Genomic DNA, 19,628 nt, shown 5'->3' with positions numbered 1-19,628 from the left:
GCTGTGCTGTGCCGCGTCGGGCCGCCGCTGCTCACCCGCCCGTTCGCTCCGCTGACCGGCCAGAGCCGTGCCACCTCTGTCCATCGATCGACCGTTGCCTATTCTGTGGCCCCGGAGTAACCTTCCCGAAACACATCAGATGTCTGGCTCGCCAAGGCCCGGCGTCGGCCTGCTCAGGCAGGGTCCCGGTTGGCGCCACCAAGCGGATCCCCATGTCGAGTCCCATAGTTGTCACGCTTCGGGGTGGCCGGACTGGTCACCGTTTGGAGGATCGATGTCAGACCTGACCCGACGGCAGGCCCTCAAGGTCGGCGCGGCCGGCGCGGGCGGTGCTCTCCTGCCGGTGCCCTGGACCGCCGTGGCACGAGCGGATTCGGCGGCACCGCCACAGGTGTTGGCCGCCGGGGACCTCGCCCTCTGGTACGACGAAGGGGCCGGGACCGACTGGCTGCGGGCGCTGCCGATCGGCAACGGCCGGCTCGGCGCCATGGTCTACGGCAACGTCGACACCGAGCGACTTCAGCTCAATGAGGACACCGTCTGGGCCGGTGGGCCGCACGATCCCAGCAACCCCAGAGGCGCGGGAGCACTCGCGGAGATCCGCCGGTTGGTCAACGCGAACCAGTGGACCCAGGCCCAGGATCTGATCAACCAGACCATGATGGGCAACCCCGGCGGCCAGCTTGCCTACCAGACCGTCGGCAATCTCCGGCTCGCCTTCGGTTCCGCCAGCGGAGCGTCACAGTACGACCGGACGCTCGACCTCACCACCGCCACCGTCACGACCTCGTACGTGCTGAACGGGGTTCGTCACCAGCGGGAGGTGTTCGCCAGCGCGCCCGACCAGGTCATCGCGATGCGACTGACCGCCGACCGGACCGGCTCGATCAGCTTCACCGCCACCTTCGACAGCCCGCAGCGCACAACGGTGTCCAGCCCGGACGGCACCACGATCGGCCTCGACGGCGTCTCCGGGAACATGGAGGGCGTCACCGGTGCGGTTCGCTTCCTGGCCCTGGCCAACGCGACAGTCAGCGGCGGCAGCGTGTCCAGCTCCGGCGGCACCCTGCGGGTGACAAACGCCAACAGCGTGACCCTGTTGATCTCCATCGGCTCCAGCTACGTCAACTACCGCAACGTCGGCGGCGACTACCAGGGCATCGCCCGGCAGCGCCTCACCGCCGCGCGGGCCAGCAGCTACGACCAGTTGCGCAGCCGGCACGTGGCCGACTACCAGGCGCTGTTCGGCCGGGTCACTCTCGATCTGGGCCGCACGTCCGCGGCCGACCAGACGACGGATGTCCGGATCGCCCAGCACAACAGCGTCAACGACCCGCAGTTCTCCACGCTGCTGTTCCAGTACGGGCGCTACCTGCTGATCTCGTCGTCGCGGCCCGGCACTCAGCCGGCCAACCTCCAGGGCATCTGGAACGACTCGCTGGCCCCGGCGTGGGACTCGAAATACACGATCAACGCCAACCTGCCGATGAACTACTGGCCGGCCAACACCACGAACCTGGCCGAGTGCCACAACCCGGTCTTCGACATGGTCAGGGATCTCGCCGTCGCCGGAGCGCGGACCGCCCAGGTGCAGTACGGCGCCGCCAGCGGCTGGGTCACCCACCACAACACCGACGCGTGGCGGGCCACCGCTGTGGTGGACGGCGCGTTCTGGGGCATGTGGCAGACCGGCGGCGCCTGGCTGTCCACGTTGATCTGGGACCACTACCTGTTCAACGGTGACATCGAGTTCCTGCGCACGAACTACCCGGCCATGAAGGGCGCGGCGCAGTTCTTCCTCAACACCCTGGTGACCGAGCCGACCCTCGGTTACCTGGTGACCAATCCGTCGAACTCGCCGGAGCTGAGCCACCACGCGAACGCCAGCGTGTGCGCCGGGCCGACAATGGACAACCAGATCCTGCGGGACCTGTTCGACGCCTGCGCCCGGGCCAGCGAGATCCTCAACGTGGACAGCACCTTCCGCGCGCAGGTTCGCGCCACCCGGGACCGGCTCCCGCCGATGAAGGTCGGCTCGCGCGGCAACATCATGGAGTGGCTCTACGACTGGGTGGAGACCGAGCCCAACCACCGGCACATCTCGCACCTCTACGGTCTGGCCCCCAGCAACCAGATCACCAAGCGCGGCACCCCGCAGCTGTTCGAGGCCGCCCGGCGGACCCTGGCGCTGCGCGGCGACGACGGGACGGGCTGGTCGCTGGCCTGGAAAATCAACTTCTGGGCTCGGATGGAGGAGGGCAAGCGGGCCCACGACCTGATCCGCTACCTCGCCACCACCGCGCGGCTCGCGCCGAACATGTTCGACCTGCACCCGCCGTTCCAGATCGACGGCAACTTCGGCGCCACCGCCGGCATCGCCGAGATGCTGTTGCAGAGCCACACCGGCGAGTTGCACGTCCTGCCCGCGCTGCCGCCGGCCTGGCCGAGTGGGCGGGTGACCGGCCTGCGCGGTCGGGGTGGGCACACGGTCGGCATCACCTGGGCGAGCGGTGTGGCCACCGAGATCCTCATCCGGCCGGACCGGGCCGGCACCGTCCGCCTGCGCTCCCGGATCCTGACCGGCACCGTCACTGTGGTCGACACCGCCGACGGTACGGCGGCCCGGACCACCCGGATCGAGTCCGACCTGATCGACGTCACAGTGCAGGCCGGACGCACCTACCGGGTCACCAGTTCCGGTGCCACCACGCCGACGCTGGAGCAGAGCTTCAGCAACGTCGGCATCACCAGCGACAGCAACACCAACGTCGGGAACTTCGACGGCGGCGGGGCCTCGCTCTCCGCGCAGGCCCTGGCGCAGGCCGGTGCCAGCCCGGGTGGCACGGTGAGCCGCAACGGGGTCAACTTCCGCTGGCCCAACGTCAGCTCCGGGGCCGCCGACAACGCCATCGCCTCGGGCCAGACCATCGGCGTGACCGGCACCGGCAGCACGCTCGGCTTCCTGCTGACCGGCACCTACGGCGCGGTGTCGGGAACAGGCACCGTGGTCTACGCCGACGGCACCCGCCAGACGTTCACGTTGAGCACGCCGGACTGGTACGGCGGGCCGCACTCCGGGGGCACCGCGGCCATCGTCTCCGCGTACCAGAACCGGCCCAACAACGGCCGCCAGGCCACAGCGGCCTGCGTCTACTACGTGGGTGTCGCGTTGCAGAGCAAGGCGGTGGCCTCGGTCGTGCTGCCCAACATCAGCGCCCGGCCCGCCACGAACGTGCCGACCATGCACATCTTCGCCATCGCGATCGGGGGCTGACGGCAACGAATCCTGCTCGGGGGAGCACGACCGGGCCCGTCCCCACTGGGGGACGGGCCCGGTCGCGGCTTGCGGTGCTGCGGTGGTCCTGACCGTCGGTCGCCGTCGTCGGGGCGGACGCGGTATTGAGCGGTATACCTCAGAGGTATGACTATGACTCTGAGGTATACCGCTCAACAGCACATCGACGTGCTGGTTCAGCGGATGCGCTCGCCGCGGCTCTCGATTCGGAAGTAGTCGAAGGCGACGTCGAGGTCGGTGGAGGTGCCGGCCCGGTTGAAGGCCAGCAGCCCGGCCTTCGTCGGCTCGACGTTCAGCGTGGTGGAGCCGATGTAGCGGTACACGCTTCCGTCGGTGGAGTAGTAGGCGCGGTAGCTGTCCCCGATCTTGGTCAGTCGTAGCCAGATGGCGCCGTCGGCCCCGACGATGCGCTGGGCGTCGGCTCCGGTGATCTCCAGGGTGGACGCCGTGCCGTTCTGCTCGCGCAGGAAGACGATCCGGGTCTTGTTGACCGCCGCGGTGGCGTTGCCCATCTCCCAGGCGAGCTTCACGTAGTTGTTGTCATCCGCGTACCCGAGCAGACCGCCCTGCTCGTTGTTGGCGGCCAGTGGGCGGGAGAAGACGACCCGGGACTCGGCGGTCCAGTCGCCGTCGACGTCCTGCAGGGCCAGGTTCCTGGCGGTGTTGGCGTTGCCCTGGAGGTCGCCCTGCTGGGCCGTGATGACCAGGGACCCGTCGGCCAGACGCCGGCTGCTCTCATCCGGCCGGACCCACTGCCACTGCGGGCCGAGCTGGGCCGAGGCGAACTCGTCGCTGCCGGTGATGGTGGTGTTCAGGTCAACTGTGTAGACCGACGAGGCGCCGCCGTTGGTGACGGTGACCCGAGCCTGCCCGGTGGGGCTCGTCGCCTGCTCGACAGCGACACTGGCGGCGGAGTCGGCGGCGCTGGCGGTGACCGTCGGCACGGTAGTGGTGCCGGCCGGCGTGAGGGCGTTGTAGCGCAGCACCGTCGGCGCGAAGGACGCCAGACGTTTGCCGTTGACGCGCACTGCCGTCAGCGTCGTGTCGGGCACCAGGTTGAAGACGTAGTTCTTCACCAGGGGGCCGAAGAAGCTCTCGGTCGTGACCTTGACGACCGCCTGACCGGGTACGCCGGCGGCCTGGGAGATGATCTCGTAGCGGGCCTTCCGGTCGGCCGTGCGCACCTTGGTGATGGTCGGCGACGCCCCGGCCGGCACCGGAATGGTGTACGAGGTGTCCGACAGGTTGAAGCCGCCGAATGTCTTCCCGTTCACCACGATCGTCGCCGACAGCGGCGCGTCGTCGACGGGGATGTCCCGCCCGCTGAACTCCTTCCAGTAGTTCACCGAGGTGTCCCGCCAGTCGGCGGCGTCCGCCTCGTGCACCGCCAGTTTGGCGCGTACCTCGGCGAACCGGCGTGCGTCGATGTCGGGTTGGAGCGCGTCCCAGGTCTCCCGCATCCAGGTCACGTACTGCACGCCCATCTGGTAGCGGTAGACCAGCTCGTCCCAGAACGTCCGGCCGCTGTCCATCCGATGGCCCCACGGCACGTGGTGGAACCACATCAGCAGGTTCTCCGGGACCGATTTGATGTTCCCGTAGCGCTGCTGCAGCCGGGGGAAGTACTGGGCGGCCAGGTTGCTGCCGGTGGGGGAGCGGTCGAAGCCCAGACCAACGCTGTCGGCCTTGTTGTAGTAGATCGGGCTCCAGTCGTCGCGGCCCGCCCAGTCGGCCGGGTCGGGGCGGTAGTGGACGCCCTCGGCGAACTGGTGGCCGATGCCCAGCGGCGTCTGGTAGCTCACCAGCGACTCCCACGAGCCCATCATCATCCTGTGGATGGTGTCGACGACGCGCCGGTCGTTGCTCCAGGTCATCCGCGCCCAGTCGGTCGCGATGTCCGCCGACTCCAGCGTCCAGTCCCACGCCTGACGTCCGAAGGCGAAGAGGTTCGCCTGGGCGAAGTGGTGCCCGGTCAGGTTGTCCGCGTTGCCGAGGTTGGCGACACCCACGATGGCGGTGTCCGGGTGGTGCTGGGCGGTCCCGTCGACGATGTTGCCGACCAGGCGCTTCTTGAGCAGCTGCCCGTTCGCGTCGGTCGCGTACGTGTCGGTCTTGAGGATCTCCTCGTACATCGGGCCGAGGTAGGCCAGCATCCAGTTCTGGCCGGTGTACTCCTGCGTGATCTGGAGTTCCAGGGCCTGGTTGGTGTTTTCCATCCGGCCGAACATCGGGTGGATGGGCTCCCGGGCCTGGAAGTCCAGTGGCCCGTTCTTGGTCTGGAGGAACACGTTGTCGGCGAAGCGCCCCCGGCTGCCGTCCGGCTGCACCTCGTCGTCGATCGGCCCGAACTCCAGGTAGGCCCGCTTGAGTCGGTCGTTGTCGACCTCGGCGTTGTAGACGAACGTCCGCCAGTGCACCGTCATCCCGAGCGGCGCCACCGCGGCGGCGATGGCGTTGGCGCCGTCACCGTGGTCGTACCCGAAGTCCTGTGGCCCCGGCTGGCCCTCGGAGTTGGCCTTGACGGTGAGGCCCATGAAGTCCGGGATCGCGGCCTGGATCTGCTGGGCCCGGCGGTGCCACCAGCCCCGGAAATCCGCGCCGTACGGATCGAGTTGGCTGTTGGTCAGCGTGTCGGGGGCGAACCGGCTGTCGGTGGGCGCGGTGTAGCGGATCGACAGGCCCAGCTTGATCCCGTACGGACGCAGCGCGTCGGCGAGGGCCGCCTCCTGCGCGATGCGGGTGCTCGTCAGGTACGCGTTGTCGGCGTTGACGTTGTTGATGGTGATGCCGTTGATGCCCAGCGACGCCAACGCGCGGGCCATGACGAGGTAGCGGTCGAGGATGACGGGCAGGTTCCGGCCGGCGCTGGCACCGGTGGCGGCGAAGTTGAAGATCGCCCCGCTCTCCCCGTTCAGCCCGCCGATTCCGGAGGCGTTGTTGCCCGCGTAGAGACGTTCGGTCTCCCAGTTGTTCAGCAACCGATGCTTGATCTTCGGTGACTCCGCGACGCGGAGGTGGTCGATGGGTTTCTGGGTCTGCAGCAGCCGGAGGAAGGCGAAGGTGCCGTACAGCGCGCCGAGGTCGCTGTTGCCGGCGATGACGGTGAAGCGTGCCCCGCCCCTCGACACCGACCGGACGAGGTAGCCTTCGTCGCCCACTTTGGCCAGGTCGCGGGTCGCGATGGTGCGGCCCACCAGCGGCGAACTCGTCGGCGTGCCCACCACGACCGCGCCGTCGGGGACCGTGCCGCCGTCGACGGTCGCCACGGGTGTCGGTTGGCCGAGCAGCCCGCCCAGACCGCGGACCAGTTCGTCCCGGGCGGCGCCCAGCGTGGTCTCGACGAGCTTCTCGCTCGAATCGGGGGCCATGGCGAGGTCGGTCGTGTGCCGGTGGACCTTCGTGGCGTCGGCGTTCTCGACCACGACCGCCGTGGCCGCGCTGCGGTAGTCACGCAGCAGCTTCGCGTCGTCGACCGGCACGTACCGCAGCCACAGGTCGGAGCCGTTGTAGTCGTCCGGCGACGGGGCCGCGGCGACCGGCGTGGTGGTGGCGACAGTGAGGGTGGCCGCGACGGTGGCCAGTGCCGTGCCCAGCACGATGAGGGTTCGCCGTAGCCGGGGCACCGAAGCTCGGTTCATCACCATCTCCTCGTTCGTTCACTGGGGACGCCGTTCGGCCCGTCCCGCGAGCGCAACGACGTTGCTGGATGGATGCGCGTCGATCCTTCCCGGCGTGGCTCCACCCGGGCAACGAGTTGTCGTTTCTTGTCGCGGGGCCGCGCGGCCCTCACGGCAGGTGGGCCGCCGGGCCGGGAACGGGCCGCTGCCGCACCCACGCCGGTCGGGCCCGACCGGGGCTCGGGTTGCGCACGGCCGTCGAGTCGCGGACCACGAGGCGTACCGGCAGGACCATCGGCCGGCCGGTGTGCCCGGGCGCCCCCTCGATCATCGTGAGCAGGTGCCGGGTAGCGGCCGAGCCCTCCGCGTAGAGCGGTGCCGCGACGGTGGTGAGCCCGGGCGTGACGATGTCGGCGGCGAGGATGTTGTCGAAGCCCACGACGCTGACGTCGCCCGGAACGTTGACGCCCATCCGGCTGAGACCGCGGATGATCCCGATGGCCATCTGGTCGTTGAAGGCCAGGACCGCCGTCGCGGGACGCGCGCACAGCTCCTGCGCGGCCCGCTCACCGCCCGCCAGGGTGGGGCTGAACGGCCCGATCTGGCGGACCTTGATCTCCAGCTCCATGCCCGCCTCGAGCAGCGAGCGCCAGCGCACACCATTGGGCCAGGACGCCTGCGGCCCCGCGACGTAGGTGATGTGGTCGTGCCCCAACTCGCCGAGGTGTTCGGCGGCCCGCCGCACCCCACGAGGGTCGTCCGTGACGACGCACGGCACGTCGGCGAGAGCGCGGTTGAGGACCACCACCGGCCGCTGCTTGGCGACCATCCGGATGGCCGAGTCGGACATCCGGCTGCTGGCCAGCACGATGCCGTCGACCGTCGACATGGTGCGTTCGACCGCCGCCCGTTCCAGCCGGTCGGACTCCTGGGCGTCGATCAGCACTGTGGTGTATTCGCCGTCGGCCGCCACCTCCTGCGCGCCGCGCACGATCTCGGCGTACACCGGGTTGGTGATGTCGGCGATGACCAGCGCGATCATCTGCGTCCGCGACGTGGTGAGGGCGCGAGCGAGAGGGTTGGTCCGGTAGCCCAACCGCTCGGCGACCTGCCGGATCCGTTCGGCGGTCTCGGAGTTGACCCGACTCGGTCGGGAGAAGGCGCGGGACACGGTGGACGGCGAGACGTCCGCATCGAGGGCGACGTCGTAGATCGTGACTCGCCTTCCCGGCGGCCTGGTGTGGTCGGGCATCTGCATGCTCCTCCCGGCTAGGCGCCGTGATCATGCTATGGCGGCCGTGAATACTCGGCAATGCCCCCGCAACAATCCAGCGGTCCGATCACATTCGCGCGAGGCAATACATGGCAACCCGTTGCCGCCGCGGCGCGCCGGCTGCCTCAATCAGCACTGATGACACCTGGCGGAGGGAACGGCTCATGGGTATCACGCGGCGCGGCGCTCTCCTGGTCACGGCATCGTCGCTCCTGGTGGGCACTGTCGGGTGCGGGGCACCCGAGGCCCCCGGCGACAACACTGGCGACAGCACCGGTGAGGTGCCACAGCGGCCCGGCAAGGCCGTCACGCTCAACGTCCTCGACGTGGCGGGCAACCTCCAGCTGACCCAGGGGATGATCGACGAGTTCGTCTCGAAGAACCCCGACGTGATCTCCCGGGTGACCTACTCGAAGGCGCCGGCGCCCGAGCTGGCCGGGAAGATCAAGGCCCAGCAGGGGGCGGACCGGGTGGACATCGGCCTCGTGCTGACCGGCGTCGACGGCCTGGCCGCCGGGATCGAGCAGGGGCTCTGGATCGACCTGTTGCCGACCTTCCAGGACCGCCTCGGCGGCATGAGCAACTACCTGGAGCCGGCCGCCGCGATGCAGAAGCTCGCCGGCAACGCGGGCGTCACCGTCACCTACTACCCGTCGGGTCCGCTGCTCGAATATCTGCCGTCCCGCCTGGCGACGCCACCCACCAGCGCGGACGCGCTGCTCGCCTGGGCCAGAGCCAACCCCCGGAAATTCCAGTACGCCCGGCCGGCCAACTCCGGCCCGGGGCGCACGTTCCTGATGGGTCTGCCCTACATCCTGGGCGACTCGAACCCCAAGGACCCCACAGCGGGCTGGGACAAGACGTGGGCCTTCCTCAAGGAGCTGGGCCAGTACGTCGACTACTACCCGTCCGGCACCACCGAGACGATGAAGAACCTCGCCAACGGCACCGCGCACCTGATCGTCAGCACGACCGGTTGGGACATCAACCCGCGGGTGCTCGGCACGGTGCCCAAGGAGGCCAGGATCACCCCGATCGACGGCTTCCACTGGGTCACCGACGCGCACTACGCCGTCCTGCCCAAGGGCGTGTCGACCGACACCCAGGCCGCCGTGCTGGCCCTGCTGGCGTTCATGCTCACCCCTGAACAGCAGGCGAAGGCGTACGACGAGGGGTACTTCTACCCCGGCCCGGCGATCAAGGAGGTCCAGCTCTCGTCGGCGCCGCAGAAGAGCCAGGACGCGATCCGGGAGTTCGGTCGCCCCGAGTACGACGCGCTGATCGCCGGCAACCCGACCGAGGTCCCGCTCGACGCGAAGAGCCTGGTGGCGGCGTTCAGCCGCTGGGACCGCGAGATCGGCGGCGGCAAGGTCAAGCAGGGATGAGCGCCTTCACCCAGCTGCGGCTGGACGGGGTGTCCCGCCGATTCGGGGGCCAGGCCGCGCTCACCGAACTGGACCTGACGATCGAGGCGGGGGAGTTCATCGCCCTGCTCGGCCCGTCCGGCTGCGGCAAGTCGACGGCGTTGAACTGCCTGGCCGGGCTGCTGCCGTTGACGGAGGGGAGCATCTGGCAGGACGAGCGCCGGATCGACACGCTCCCGCCGGAGCGGCGCGGCTTCGGCATGGTGTTCCAGAGCTACGCCCTCTTTCCGCACCTGACGGTCCGGGCGAACATCGCCTTCGGGCTGCGGATGCGGCGGCTGCCCAAGGAGGAGACGCGCCGGCGTACGGAGGAGGCGGTGCGCCTGGTACGACTGGAGGACCACGTCGACAAGCTGCCCGGTCAGCTCTCGGGTGGCCAGCAGCAACGCGTCGCCATCGCCCGCGCCGTCGTGTTCGAGCCGTCCCTGGTGTTGATGGACGAGCCGTTGAGCAACCTCGACGCCAAACTGCGCCTGGAGATGCGGGCCGAGATCCGCCGGCTGCACCAGTCGTTGGGGCTCACCACCGTCTACGTGACCCACGACCAGGAGGAGGCGCTCTCCCTGGCCGACCGGCTGGTGGTGCTGCGGGAGGGGCGGGTGCAGCAGATCGGCTCGCCGCCTGAGCTGCACACCCGACCGGCGAACTGGCACGTCGCCGACTTCATGGGCTACCGCAACCTGTGGCGGGGGCAGGTGGAGCAGCTCGACGGGCCCCGCGCCACCGTCGAGTCGTCCGGTCACCGCCTGATCGGCGAGGTGGTGGGGGATCTTCAGCCCCGGGCGGACGCCATGGTCGCGGTACGCCCCGAGGACATCCGCGTCGACGGCCCCGGCGAGACCCGCAATGCCATGTCGGCGACGGTCGAGGTGGTGGAGTACCAGGGCCGCGAGTTGGCGGCCGAGGCCCGCACCGACACCGGGCTGCTGCTGCACCTGCGGACCGAGCAGCGGATCGCCCCGGGCGACCAGGTCAAGCTCGCCGTCGACCCGCAGCGGCTGCTCGTCTATCCCGCCGACGCGGCGCGGGAGGCCGACCGCCTCCCGGAGGCTGCGGGGACGACCCGGTGAGCGGGCCCGGGAGGCCGCTGGCGCACTGGCAGCACCGTCTCGCCGAGCGGGGCGTCGACCGTCAGCTCTGGTTACTGGTCCCGGCCCTGGTCTTCGTCATCGCCCTGTTCCTCTATCCGTTCTTCTACGGGCTGACGCTCTCGTTCCAACCGACCAACGGTGGGCCGTTCAGCGACTACGCCCGGTTCTTCTCCGACTCCTACGAGCGGGGCACGATCTGGATCACGCTGCGGATCGCGTTGCCCGCCGCGCTCATGAACGTCCTCGCCGCGGTGCCGATCGCCTATCGGATGCGCGGCCGGTTCCGGGGCAAGCGGCTGGTCACCACGCTGCTGGTAGTGCCGATCACGCTCGGCACGGTCCTCACCGCACAGGGGTTGCTGAACTTCCTCGGCCCGACCGGCTGGTTCAACCGGATCCTGCTGGCCAGCAACCTCGTCGACGAGCCGGTGCGGCTGACCCACAACTACTGGGGCGTGTTCTTCTCGCTGGTGATCACCGGCTTTCCGTTCGCGTTCCTGCTGGTGCTCTCGTACCTGTCCGGCATCGACCCGACCCTGGAACGCGCGGCGGCGACGCTGGGCGCGGACTGGCGTCGCCGGTTCACCCGGATCACCCTGCCGCTGCTGATGCCCGGCCTCGCCACGACCTTCTGCCTGACGTTCGTCCTGGCGTTCAGCGTGTTCCCGTCTGCCGTACTGGTCGGCAACCCGGCCGGGGAGACCCGGGTCATCTCCCTCGCCGCCTACCAGGCGGCCTACGAGCAGTACGACTACCCGTACGCGTCGGCGATCGCCATGATCATGGGCTTCGTCGAGCTGGTCATCATCGCTGTGGTGCTGGCCGCTCGTAGTCGCTTCTACACCGGCTCCACCGGAGGCAAGGGCTGATGGCAACGACCACCCAGGCCCCACCAGCGCGGCCCGCCGCCACCAGCAGCGACCGGCGACGGCGCATCGTCGCCCGCCCGGCCGCCTGGATCGTGTGGGGCGTCGTCATCTTCTTCTTCCTCAACCTGCTGGGCGTCGTGGCGTCCGTGCTGGTCAGCTCGTTCGGCCAGCGCTGGTTCGACACCTGGCTCCCGGACGGCTACACCACCAGCTGGTACGCCCGAGCCTGGGACGAGTTCGCGCTCCTCCAGGTCATCGTCGTGACGCTGGAGGTCTCCGTACTCGTCGTGGGTCTCTCGCTGGTGATCGGCGTGCCGGCCGCCTACGCCCTCGCCCGGCGCTCCTTCCCGGGCAAACGGCTGATCTTCCTGGTGTTCCTGCTGCCCATCCTGATGCCCCCGATCACCTACGGCATCCCGCTGGCGACCGTCCTCTACAAGTTCGGCCTGGCCGGGCACATGTCCGGGGTGGTGCTCGCCAACCTCGTGCCGTCGGTGCCCTTCGTCATCCTGACCATGACCCCGTTCATCGAGCAGATCGACCCGAAGATCGAGAGCGCGGCGCGCATGTGCGGCGCGGGCCTGCGCACGGTGTTCCTCCGGGTCCTCACGCCGCTGCTCGTGCCGGGCATCCTCGCCTCCGCGATCCTCGTGCTGGTGCGGACCGTGGGCATGTTCGAGCTCACCTTCCTGACCGCGGGGCCGGACTCGCAGACCCTGGTGGTGGCGCTCTACTACTCGATGTCCGCGTCCGGAATCAGGGCTCAGCAGTCGGTCGACGCCATGGCGGTCATCTACACCTCGATGATGCTGGTCCTCCTCGTCGTCGCGCTGCGCTACGTCAATCCGACCCAACTGGTGGCGCGGGTCAAGGACGAGCCGGAGCACTGAGGCCGGCGCCGGCGTCGAGGATCTCGCCCAGGCGACCCGCGACGCTGAGGAGCGCGGGCAGCCTCGCCCGCAGACCGCGATAGGCGGCGGCGACAGCCGGGTCCACAGCGACGGGCTCGCCGCCGGCGACCCCGGGATCGAGCTGGCTGACCGCCTGCTGAAGATCGGAGGTGTGACCGGTCGCGAAGAGCCCGAGGGCCGCCGCTCCGAGGGTGACCTGGTCGGCCACACCCGCGACGCGGACCGGACAGTCCAGCACCGCCGCCATCACCTCACGCCACAGCGGAGACCCGAAGGCGCCACCGGTCAGGCGGACGCTGTGGATCGGCGTCAGCTCGGCCAGCCGGTCACGGACACCAGCGAGTTGCAGGCAGACGCCCTCCACCGCGGCCCGGACCAGGTGCCCGCGCGAGTGCTCGCTGCGCAGGCCCAGGAACGCGCCCGGCGGGGCGCAGCCCTGCGGCGGGGCCTCGTCGGCCCGCAGGTAGGGCAGCATCACGAGCCCGTCACTGCCCGGTGCGATCCGCTCGGCGAGTTCCAGGAGCGCGGGCGCGGCACCGTCGTCACCGAGGACGCGTCCCGCCCACCGTACGACGTTGCCGCCGTTGCTGAGCGCACCGCCGACAACCCACGCGTCGTAGGTCAACGCACCGCAGGAGAAGGTCTCCGACGGGTCGGTGAGGGGAGCCTCGACGACAGTCCGCAGCGCCCCGGTGGCCCCGAGCGTCAGGCCACCGACTGTGGGGTCGATCGCCGCCGCGCCCAGACTCCGCAACGGGCCGTCTCCCGCGCCGACGACCACCGGTGTGCCGGAGGGTAGGCCGACCGCGCGCCCGGCCGTCGGCGACAACCGCAACACCGCCGTCGTGGGCAGCACCGGGGGTAGCTGACTCTCGGACACCCCGGCAAGATCGAGTACGGCGGAACTCCACAGCCGACGGTGCACGTCGAACATTCCGGTGCCGGATGCCGAGGACAACTCCGTCACCAACATTCCGGTGAGCCGATGGACGACGTAGTCCTTGAGGCCGATCCACCATCGCGTCGCCGTGCAGAGATACGGCTCGTGGCGGGCGAACCACAGCAGCTTGCAGAGCGGGTTCATCGGGTGCACGGGTGTGCCCGTCAACCGGTGCAGCTCCCGGCTCTGGCCCGACGACCGCAACTCACGGGCCGCCTCCGACGACCGCGTGTCGCGCCGGGTCAGCAGTGGCGTCACCGGCGTCATGGCCGCGTCCAGCCCGACCAGGCCGTACCTGGCGGAGCTCAGCGCGACGGCTACCACCTCCGCACCGGCGGTGCCGGCCACACACGCGGACATCGCCGCCAGTGTGGCCGCCATCAGCACGTCGGGCTCCTGCACCTGCCAGCCGGGCACCGGTTCAAGCAGTGGGTACTCCCGCGTAGCGACGTGTCGTGCGGTGCCGTCCAGTGCGAACGCGACAGCCCGCACGGCAGTGGTGCCCACGTCGACACCGACGATCATCCGACGCTCCGGCCCCATCCGCACATGGTCGAGCGGTGTTCACCGGGCCGGCAAGCGGTTGCGCGCAGTTGTCCTGTCGTGGCACGAAGCCCAGCACACTAGCGCCGATGGTTGTTGCGGCCATCCGCATGACCGGCCGAAGGCCGAAGACGAAGAAGACCGAGCGCTTCACCTCACCCGGCACCGACGTCAGACGGTGAACCTGCCGCCCTTGATGCCCCGGACGAAACCGGCCCACTGACCCGCGCCGAACGACAGCACCGGTCCCTCCCGGTCCTTGGAGTCCCGGACCATGACCATCGGGGTTGGCGTGGCAACCTCGACGCAGTTCCCCTCGTTGCTGCGGGTGCTCGTCTTCCAGTTGAGCGTGGTCATGTTAGTTCCTCTGCGATCGATGCCATGAGTTTGCGAGACTGCGCTTCGGTCAGCGCGGGGTTCTCCATGATGTCCCACGCCTCTCCGTACGCTGCGACCTCGGCGGGCTTATCGAGGTAGAGCGCACCTGTGAGGCTGTCGGAGTAGATGATCGACGGCTCGGCTCCCCCCTCGAATTCGAGGATCGTGAACGTGCCGCTGGTCATGTTGCCCCGGTGCAGACCCCCGGCTAACGGAATTACTCGCAGCGAGACGTTCGGCTGCCTGCTGACCTTGATCAGGTGTTGCAGTTGCTCAGCGTCCACCCCACGCCGCAAGACAGCCTCCTCGAGCAGAACGTCGAACTGCGGCGCAGGTGGTGCCGAGCGCGTCAGCAGCGCCTGACGACCGAGACGCACGGCTAGCCGTCGCTCGATCTCCGCCCGGGTGATGTCTGGACGGGCTACCTGTAAGACGCGGGTAGCGTACTTCTCGGTCTGAAGCAGGCCGGGAACAAGCTGCCCTTCGTACGTCCGGAGTCGAGCTGCTGCGGCTTCTAGTCCCACGTACAGCTCGAACCACTCGGGGATGGCGTCACCGTAGGAGTGCCACCAGCCTCGACCCTTCGTCTCCTTGGCGAGGCCCATCAAAGCCTCGGTCAGTTCTGGTGACGCTCTGTAGATTCTGCACATCGCTTCCACGTCGAGCGATCTCATCGAAGTAGCGCCGGTCTCGATGCGCCAGATCTTCGGTGTCGACCACTCCAGCGCGTCGGCTGCTGCCTTGACCGTCACGCGGGCTTCCTCGCGAAGCTGTCGCAGGTACCGCCCTAGCTGTCGCCTCGGGACTGTAGAGCCGGAGTCTGTCGTCACTGCCGCTCTCCTTATCCGTGACTACATACCGGGCGCAGCTTGCACTCGATATGTAACTCCTGTCGGTCACGCGTAGCAACGAAATCTATCAAGATGAAATCTGCTCTTACGTTTCATCCAAAATGTAATATTGCATATCCACGTTGACCGGTAAACCATTGCGCTGGGTGTGGTGGTTGAGTCACTGTGGGTAGCCGTGCTGCCGCCAACCTCTACGAGGGAGGGCGGATGAGCCGGAACGTGCCTTACGGCGAGTACCTGGCGGCGGTGGCGATGACTCTGGCTCGCAGGCATAAGCCGGTGTGGTCGTGGATCAGGTGGCGGAACGTCTGCACGTGCGGGAACGAGCTGCCGTGTCGGATCAGACACAAGATCCCGATCAACCGGGGTCACTGGCCGGGTGAGAGCTGATGACCACACACGGGCCGGTGCTTCCACTGTGGCTGTGCGAGGCGTGCGAGCGACCTTGGCCATGTCCCACCCGCCGCTTGGAGCTGCGGGGGGAGTACGCCACGTCGCCCGCAGCCCTCAGGATCTACATGGGCTCGCATCTCACCGCAGCCATCGAGGACATGTCCTGGGCTCCCGCCGACACCGTGTACCGCAGATTCCTCGGGTGGCTGGCATGAAGGCGGGAGACGTCGTGCTGATCGGGGCGGCCTGCTCGGTGCAGTTCTCCGGGGATCGGGCCCTGATGCTGCGTCTGGTGTCGATCGGCGAGACCGACCCGTACAACGACTGGATCTGGATCACCGGGTACGTGCTCGACACGAAGGGGCTGGCTACGGCCAAGCGCGAGCTGTACGTCTTGAGGGCCGGGCTGCGTATCCGACGGCGGACCGCCCCGGCGAGTGCGCAACCGCGGCGGTCCGGTTCGCGCGTGATGGCCTAATAAGCCAGCCGCACCAAATCTCCTCCCACGGCGTGGCCCGGTCGACAACCGCCGGCACCCACGGCGCAAGCGGGCAACACCCACCGTCCACATCAGTTAGATTCCTCGCGCGGCGGTTGACACGCGGGGTGTCAACACGGGGCGTCGCGGGTGCGTTGCACGGCGACAAGCCTGTCCGCCTCGGGTCCGCGTCTATGAGCGACCGTTTCACGGCGCGCTCTGAGCGGAAGGCGGGAACGGTCACCCATGATCCGAGCACAACGCCTGGTCTCCCTGTCGGCGGCGGCCCTCATGGCGCTGGCGGCCACGGTCTTCGTCGCCGCCGGCGCCGCCCCGGTGTCCGCTGACCCGACGCCGTCGCGCTACCCCTACAGCAACCGTGACGTCGGCTTCTCCGAGGTCGGCTTCGACTTCAAGACTCCGGGTGGGATCGGCGACCATCTGGACCGCATGCAGGCGTTCGTCCCGGGCCGCACGCCGATCATCAGGGCATGGACCGACTTTCACACGTACGCGTCGAAAGATGATGTCACGGGTGCCATCAGCATGGACTTCGACCACCTCGACAAGGTGGTGATGGAGGCGCACCGCAAAGGCATGCGACCGCTCGTGACCCTGTTCGGCTCGCCCAGCTGGCTCAACGGCGGCCACATCTGGACGGCCAACCCGACCCAGGACCCGCCGGAGACCTGGCTGCCGGCGGACAGCGAGGCCTGGAAGACGCTCGTGGACCTGACCGTGCAGCACTACGGGCCGCCGCCGGGTTCGCCGCCCGGCACCCCGCCCATCGTCGACGCCTTCGAGGTGTGGAACGAGCCGAACATCGACGGCTTCGGCAAGTACGACGGCGTGTACGGGGACGACGGCGTCATCCGGCCGGGGGACGGGATCTACGACACGGCCGCCGACGCGACCGCGACACTGGCCCGGTACTGGGAGCTGGTCAAGATCGCGTCCACGGAGATCCACACCACGTGCGGCCAATGTTATGTGCTGGCCGGCGGGTCGGCGGGGCTCGGCGCGATTCACGGCGACGCGGCGAGGTCGCCGTCGGCGTGGCTGGACTGGGGGTACGCCCACGGTTACAAGGACACGTTCGATGCGGTCGCCCATCATCCGTACTCCGAGATGAACGAAGCCCCGGACACGCCGAAGTGTGGCGCGCCCTGGGAGAACCTGTTCGGACCGCCGGCCGACGACACGCCCGGGCAGGTCTGTGGTGAGCTCGCTGCGCTCCGCGACGTAATGGTGCGGAGAGACGACGCGGGCAAGAAAATCTGGGGCACCGAGTGGGGCTACGGGCTGATCACCCCCAATCCCGCCTGGTGGTGGTCGGAGAAACGCGACCAGTTGGTCAAGGGCGTCCGGATGTGGCAGGCGCAGGACTACACCGGCCCGCTCGTCCTGTTCTCGTACCGCGACTCCAAAGGCAACCCGTACGGCATCGTCGAGGAGCAGGGCTTCGTCAAGAAGGACGTGACGCTCTACGACGACCTGAGCCTGGCGTTCACCAACCCCGACCTGCGGGTGCCGTTCAAGTCGCAGGGCGGGATCGGCGGGTACGACCTGTCCGATCCCCGAGACCGGGTGGTGCCGTTCGACTACGAGCACACCGGCAAGCTCGACCACCTGCTGGTCTACCGGCCGGGCACCGGGATCGTGTACGTGCTGCGGCGAAAGACGACGGTCGGCGCCGAGCGGCCCAGCTTCGAGACGGTGTTCAGGTCCACGAACGGGATCGGCGGCTTCGATCTGAGCAGCGCCAACGACCAGATCATCAGCTACGACTTCGCGCACACCGGCCGGCAGGACTACCTGGTGCTGTACCGGCCGGGGACGGGCGTTGTGCACGTCGTCGGCCACGCGTCGGACGGCAGCTTCTGGCCGGTGTACACCTCGACCAGCGGCATCGGTGGCTACGACCTGGCGTCGACGAAGGACCGGCTCGTGGCCTACGACTACGAGCACACCGGCAAGCTCGACCACCTTGTGGCGTACCGGCCCGGCGACAACGTGCTGTTCATCCTGCAGCACAGCGCCGCGGGGCCGTTCACGCCGGTCGTCGGTTCGCATCAGGGCATCGACGGCTTTGCCCTGACCAGCCCGGACGACCAGGTCATCGCCTACGACTATGCGCACACCGGCAAGCAGGACGCCCTGCTGCTGTACCGCCCCGGCGCCGGGCTCGTCACCATCGTCGGGCACGGGGCCGGCAACACCTTCTGGCCGCACCTGATCTCGTCGAGCGGCATCGCCGGCTACGACCTCGCCGACCGGCGGGACCGCATCGTCGCCTTCGACTACGCCCACACCGGCATGGCCGACCACCTCGTCGTCTACCGGCCCGGCACCGGCTACCTGGACGTGGTGCGGCACGACCCCACCGACACGTACTCGGCGGTCCACGTCTCCCACCAGGGCGTCGGCAGCGTCGGCTGGTTCGACCTGCGCAACGCCCAGGACCGGATCGTCGCCTATGACTTCGGGCATACCGGCAGCGCGGACCATCTGCTGCTGTACCGGCCCGGCGGGCGCGCCGTCACCATCGGCACGCGATAGGACATGCCTTAAGGACAGACCGGCGGCGGCGGGTCCCGGTGCGACCGGGGCCCACCGCCGACCGAGCGTCAGGCGTTCGGCAGGTGCGGCTCAGCCGGGCCACCGTTCAATGTGCCTGTGGGGACCATCGGGTGATCCTCGGTCCCGTCGTGTTCGCCCTTGCCGTGGACGATGCACGATAACGCCCGAGGGCGCTCAGACCAGGAACTCCTCGCGCATCCGCGCGCCTAGGTTGATCCCACCGACCGCCCGTGGGCCGGCCGGATCGTGCACGGCGACGGTGTTGTTACGACGCATCAGCTCCCGGACCGCGGGCGGCAGCCGCGGCGGGTCGTCCATGGCCGCGAGGACCCGCCCGGCACTGACGATCAGCCGATCGGCCAGGGTGGCGGCGTCGGTGTCCACCCGCACCCGGCCGTACTCCCAGCCGGAGGTGGTCAGGTCGAGCACCTCGAACACGCGGGTCACCAGCGGGTTCGGGTCGGTCACCCGGTCGAGCCGGGGCGCCCGGCTGCCGACCACTGTGACGGCGGCGGCCACCTGCGCGTACGGGTGGAAGCCGCACGGCAACGCGAACAGCGGCCAGCGCAGGTTGGGCCCCGCCTCCTTCCACAGCGGCCGGTAGTTACGGCGGTGCACCAGCAGTCGCCGGCCCGTCCGCCGGTGGATCTCCTGGGCCTGGGCCTGAAGGTCCACGTGGGCCTCGTCGGCGACCTGACTCACGATCCGGGTCGCCACCACCAGGCCGTCGTCACTGTCGAGCGAACCGGTGAGCGCGTCGACCTGCTCGGTGAACCGGATCCGCGCGTGGGGGCCGTACCGGGACTGGACGTCGTGCAGCAGCGCCTGCTGGCGTCCCGGGTCGAGCTGGACTCGCCTACCGCCCAGCAATCGACGGAGCCAACGCATGTCGCCTCGATTCAGCAGAGCCGTCGCGGACGGCGGCAATGCTAGTGCGTCGACCCTCCCTCATGTTCCCAAGGGGGGCTGATCCACTCCTGCCTCG

Annotated in this window: 13 protein-coding genes; 7 read left to right on the top strand and 6 right to left on the bottom strand. The window is 69.1% G+C overall.

The window, feature by feature from the left end:
- Positions 1–274: 274 nt before the first annotated feature.
- Positions 275–3,274 carry a glycoside hydrolase family 95 protein gene (locus tag OG992_RS08325; protein WP_266302895.1) on the top strand — a complete coding sequence of 1,000 codons (3,000 nt, stop codon included), beginning with the start codon at positions 275–277 and terminating at the stop codon, positions 3,272–3,274.
- 197 nt (positions 3,275–3,471) lie between these two features.
- Here the strand turns inward: OG992_RS08325 and OG992_RS08320 are convergent, their stop codons facing one another.
- On the bottom strand, positions 3,472–6,933 hold the full coding sequence (locus OG992_RS08320) for an alpha-glucuronidase family glycosyl hydrolase (protein WP_266302894.1): 3,462 nt from the start codon (positions 6,931–6,933) through the stop codon (positions 3,472–3,474).
- A 148-nt stretch (positions 6,934–7,081) separates the two neighbouring features.
- The gene (locus OG992_RS08315; RefSeq protein WP_266302893.1) at positions 7,082–8,164 is read right to left on the bottom strand and encodes a LacI family DNA-binding transcriptional regulator; all 1,083 of its coding nucleotides are present in this window, start codon (positions 8,162–8,164) and stop codon (positions 7,082–7,084) included.
- 185 nt (positions 8,165–8,349) lie between these two features.
- On the opposite strand from OG992_RS08315, the gene OG992_RS08310 reads away from it, so the two are divergent.
- The 4 genes from OG992_RS08310 to OG992_RS08295 are packed head-to-tail and all read left to right on the top strand — an operon-like array spanning position 8,350 to position 12,459.
- Positions 8,350–9,570, top strand: a complete 1,221-nt coding sequence (locus OG992_RS08310; RefSeq protein WP_238685033.1) for an ABC transporter substrate-binding protein — start codon at positions 8,350–8,352, stop codon at positions 9,568–9,570.
- A complete protein-coding gene (locus OG992_RS08305) occupies positions 9,567–10,679 on the top strand; it encodes an ABC transporter ATP-binding protein (RefSeq protein ID WP_266302892.1) in 1,113 nt (370 codons plus the stop codon). Before OG992_RS08310 ends, OG992_RS08305 begins: the two co-directional genes overlap by 4 nt.
- Positions 10,676–11,569, top strand: coding sequence for an ABC transporter permease (locus OG992_RS08300; protein WP_266302891.1), 894 nt, complete (start codon positions 10,676–10,678; stop codon positions 11,567–11,569). The genes OG992_RS08305 and OG992_RS08300 overlap by 4 nt, the downstream gene beginning before the upstream one ends.
- Positions 11,569–12,459, top strand: a complete 891-nt coding sequence (locus OG992_RS08295) for an ABC transporter permease (RefSeq protein WP_266302890.1) — start codon at positions 11,569–11,571, stop codon at positions 12,457–12,459. Before OG992_RS08300 ends, OG992_RS08295 begins: the two co-directional genes overlap by 1 nt.
- On the opposite strand, the gene OG992_RS08290 is transcribed toward OG992_RS08295, so the two are convergent.
- The 3 genes from OG992_RS08290 to OG992_RS08280 all read right to left on the bottom strand — a co-directional run bounded on the left by OG992_RS08290 (position 12,437) and on the right by OG992_RS08280 (position 15,171).
- Entirely contained in the window at positions 12,437–13,963 is a 1,527-nt protein-coding gene (locus tag OG992_RS08290; RefSeq protein ID WP_266302889.1) for a gluconokinase, read from the bottom strand. The genes OG992_RS08295 and OG992_RS08290 overlap by 23 nt on opposite strands.
- Before the next feature lie 171 nt (positions 13,964–14,134).
- Entirely contained in the window at positions 14,135–14,320 is a 186-nt protein-coding gene (locus tag OG992_RS08285) for a DUF397 domain-containing protein (protein WP_238685028.1), read from the bottom strand.
- Positions 14,317–15,171, bottom strand: a complete 855-nt coding sequence (locus tag OG992_RS08280; RefSeq protein WP_266302888.1) for a helix-turn-helix transcriptional regulator — start codon at positions 15,169–15,171, stop codon at positions 14,317–14,319. The genes OG992_RS08285 and OG992_RS08280 overlap by 4 nt, the downstream gene beginning before the upstream one ends.
- A 625-nt stretch (positions 15,172–15,796) precedes the next feature.
- Here OG992_RS08280 and OG992_RS08275 point away from each other — a divergent pair.
- Both OG992_RS08275 and OG992_RS08270 read left to right on the top strand, forming a co-directional pair.
- Positions 15,797–16,063, top strand: coding sequence for a hypothetical protein (locus tag OG992_RS08275; RefSeq protein WP_266302887.1), 267 nt, complete (start codon positions 15,797–15,799; stop codon positions 16,061–16,063).
- Positions 16,064–16,309: 246 nt separating this feature from the next.
- Positions 16,310–18,622, top strand: a complete 2,313-nt coding sequence (locus tag OG992_RS08270; protein WP_266302886.1) for a hypothetical protein — start codon at positions 16,310–16,312, stop codon at positions 18,620–18,622.
- Between the two features lie 195 nt (positions 18,623–18,817).
- Here OG992_RS08270 and OG992_RS08265 read toward each other — a convergent pair whose 3' ends face one another.
- Positions 18,818–19,531 carry a hypothetical protein gene (locus OG992_RS08265; protein WP_266302885.1) on the bottom strand — a complete coding sequence of 238 codons (714 nt, stop codon included), beginning with the start codon at positions 19,529–19,531 and terminating at the stop codon, positions 18,818–18,820.
- Positions 19,532–19,628: the final 97 nt, after the last annotated feature.

This window comes from Micromonospora sp. NBC_00362 (genome assembly GCF_026342155.1).
Lineage (GTDB): Bacteria > Actinomycetota > Actinomycetes > Mycobacteriales > Micromonosporaceae > Micromonospora > Micromonospora hortensis.
This window is presented reverse-complemented; position numbering and strand designations above follow the sequence as displayed.

Bases quoted from the DNA above. Each gene is read 5' to 3' on its own strand.
- OG992_RS08325 (WP_266302895.1), top strand. From the start codon at position 275: ATGTCAGACCTGACCCGACGGCAGGCCCTCAAGGTCGGCGCGGCCGGC.
- OG992_RS08320 (WP_266302894.1), bottom strand. From the start codon at position 6,933: ATGAACCGAGCTTCGGTGCCCCGGCTACGGCGAACCCTCATCGTGCTG.
- OG992_RS08315 (WP_266302893.1), bottom strand. From the start codon at position 8,164: ATGCCCGACCACACCAGGCCGCCGGGAAGGCGAGTCACGATCTACGAC.
- OG992_RS08310 (WP_238685033.1), top strand. From the start codon at position 8,350: ATGGGTATCACGCGGCGCGGCGCTCTCCTGGTCACGGCATCGTCGCTC.
- OG992_RS08305 (WP_266302892.1), top strand. From the start codon at position 9,567: ATGAGCGCCTTCACCCAGCTGCGGCTGGACGGGGTGTCCCGCCGATTC.
- OG992_RS08295 (WP_266302890.1), top strand. From the start codon at position 11,569: ATGGCAACGACCACCCAGGCCCCACCAGCGCGGCCCGCCGCCACCAGC.
- OG992_RS08290 (WP_266302889.1), bottom strand. From the start codon at position 13,963: ATGGGGCCGGAGCGTCGGATGATCGTCGGTGTCGACGTGGGCACCACT.
- OG992_RS08285 (WP_238685028.1), bottom strand. From the start codon at position 14,320: ATGACCACGCTCAACTGGAAGACGAGCACCCGCAGCAACGAGGGGAAC.
- OG992_RS08275 (WP_266302887.1), top strand. From the start codon at position 15,797: ATGAAGGCGGGAGACGTCGTGCTGATCGGGGCGGCCTGCTCGGTGCAG.
- OG992_RS08270 (WP_266302886.1), top strand. From the start codon at position 16,310: ATGATCCGAGCACAACGCCTGGTCTCCCTGTCGGCGGCGGCCCTCATG.
- OG992_RS08265 (WP_266302885.1), bottom strand. From the start codon at position 19,531: ATGCGTTGGCTCCGTCGATTGCTGGGCGGTAGGCGAGTCCAGCTCGAC.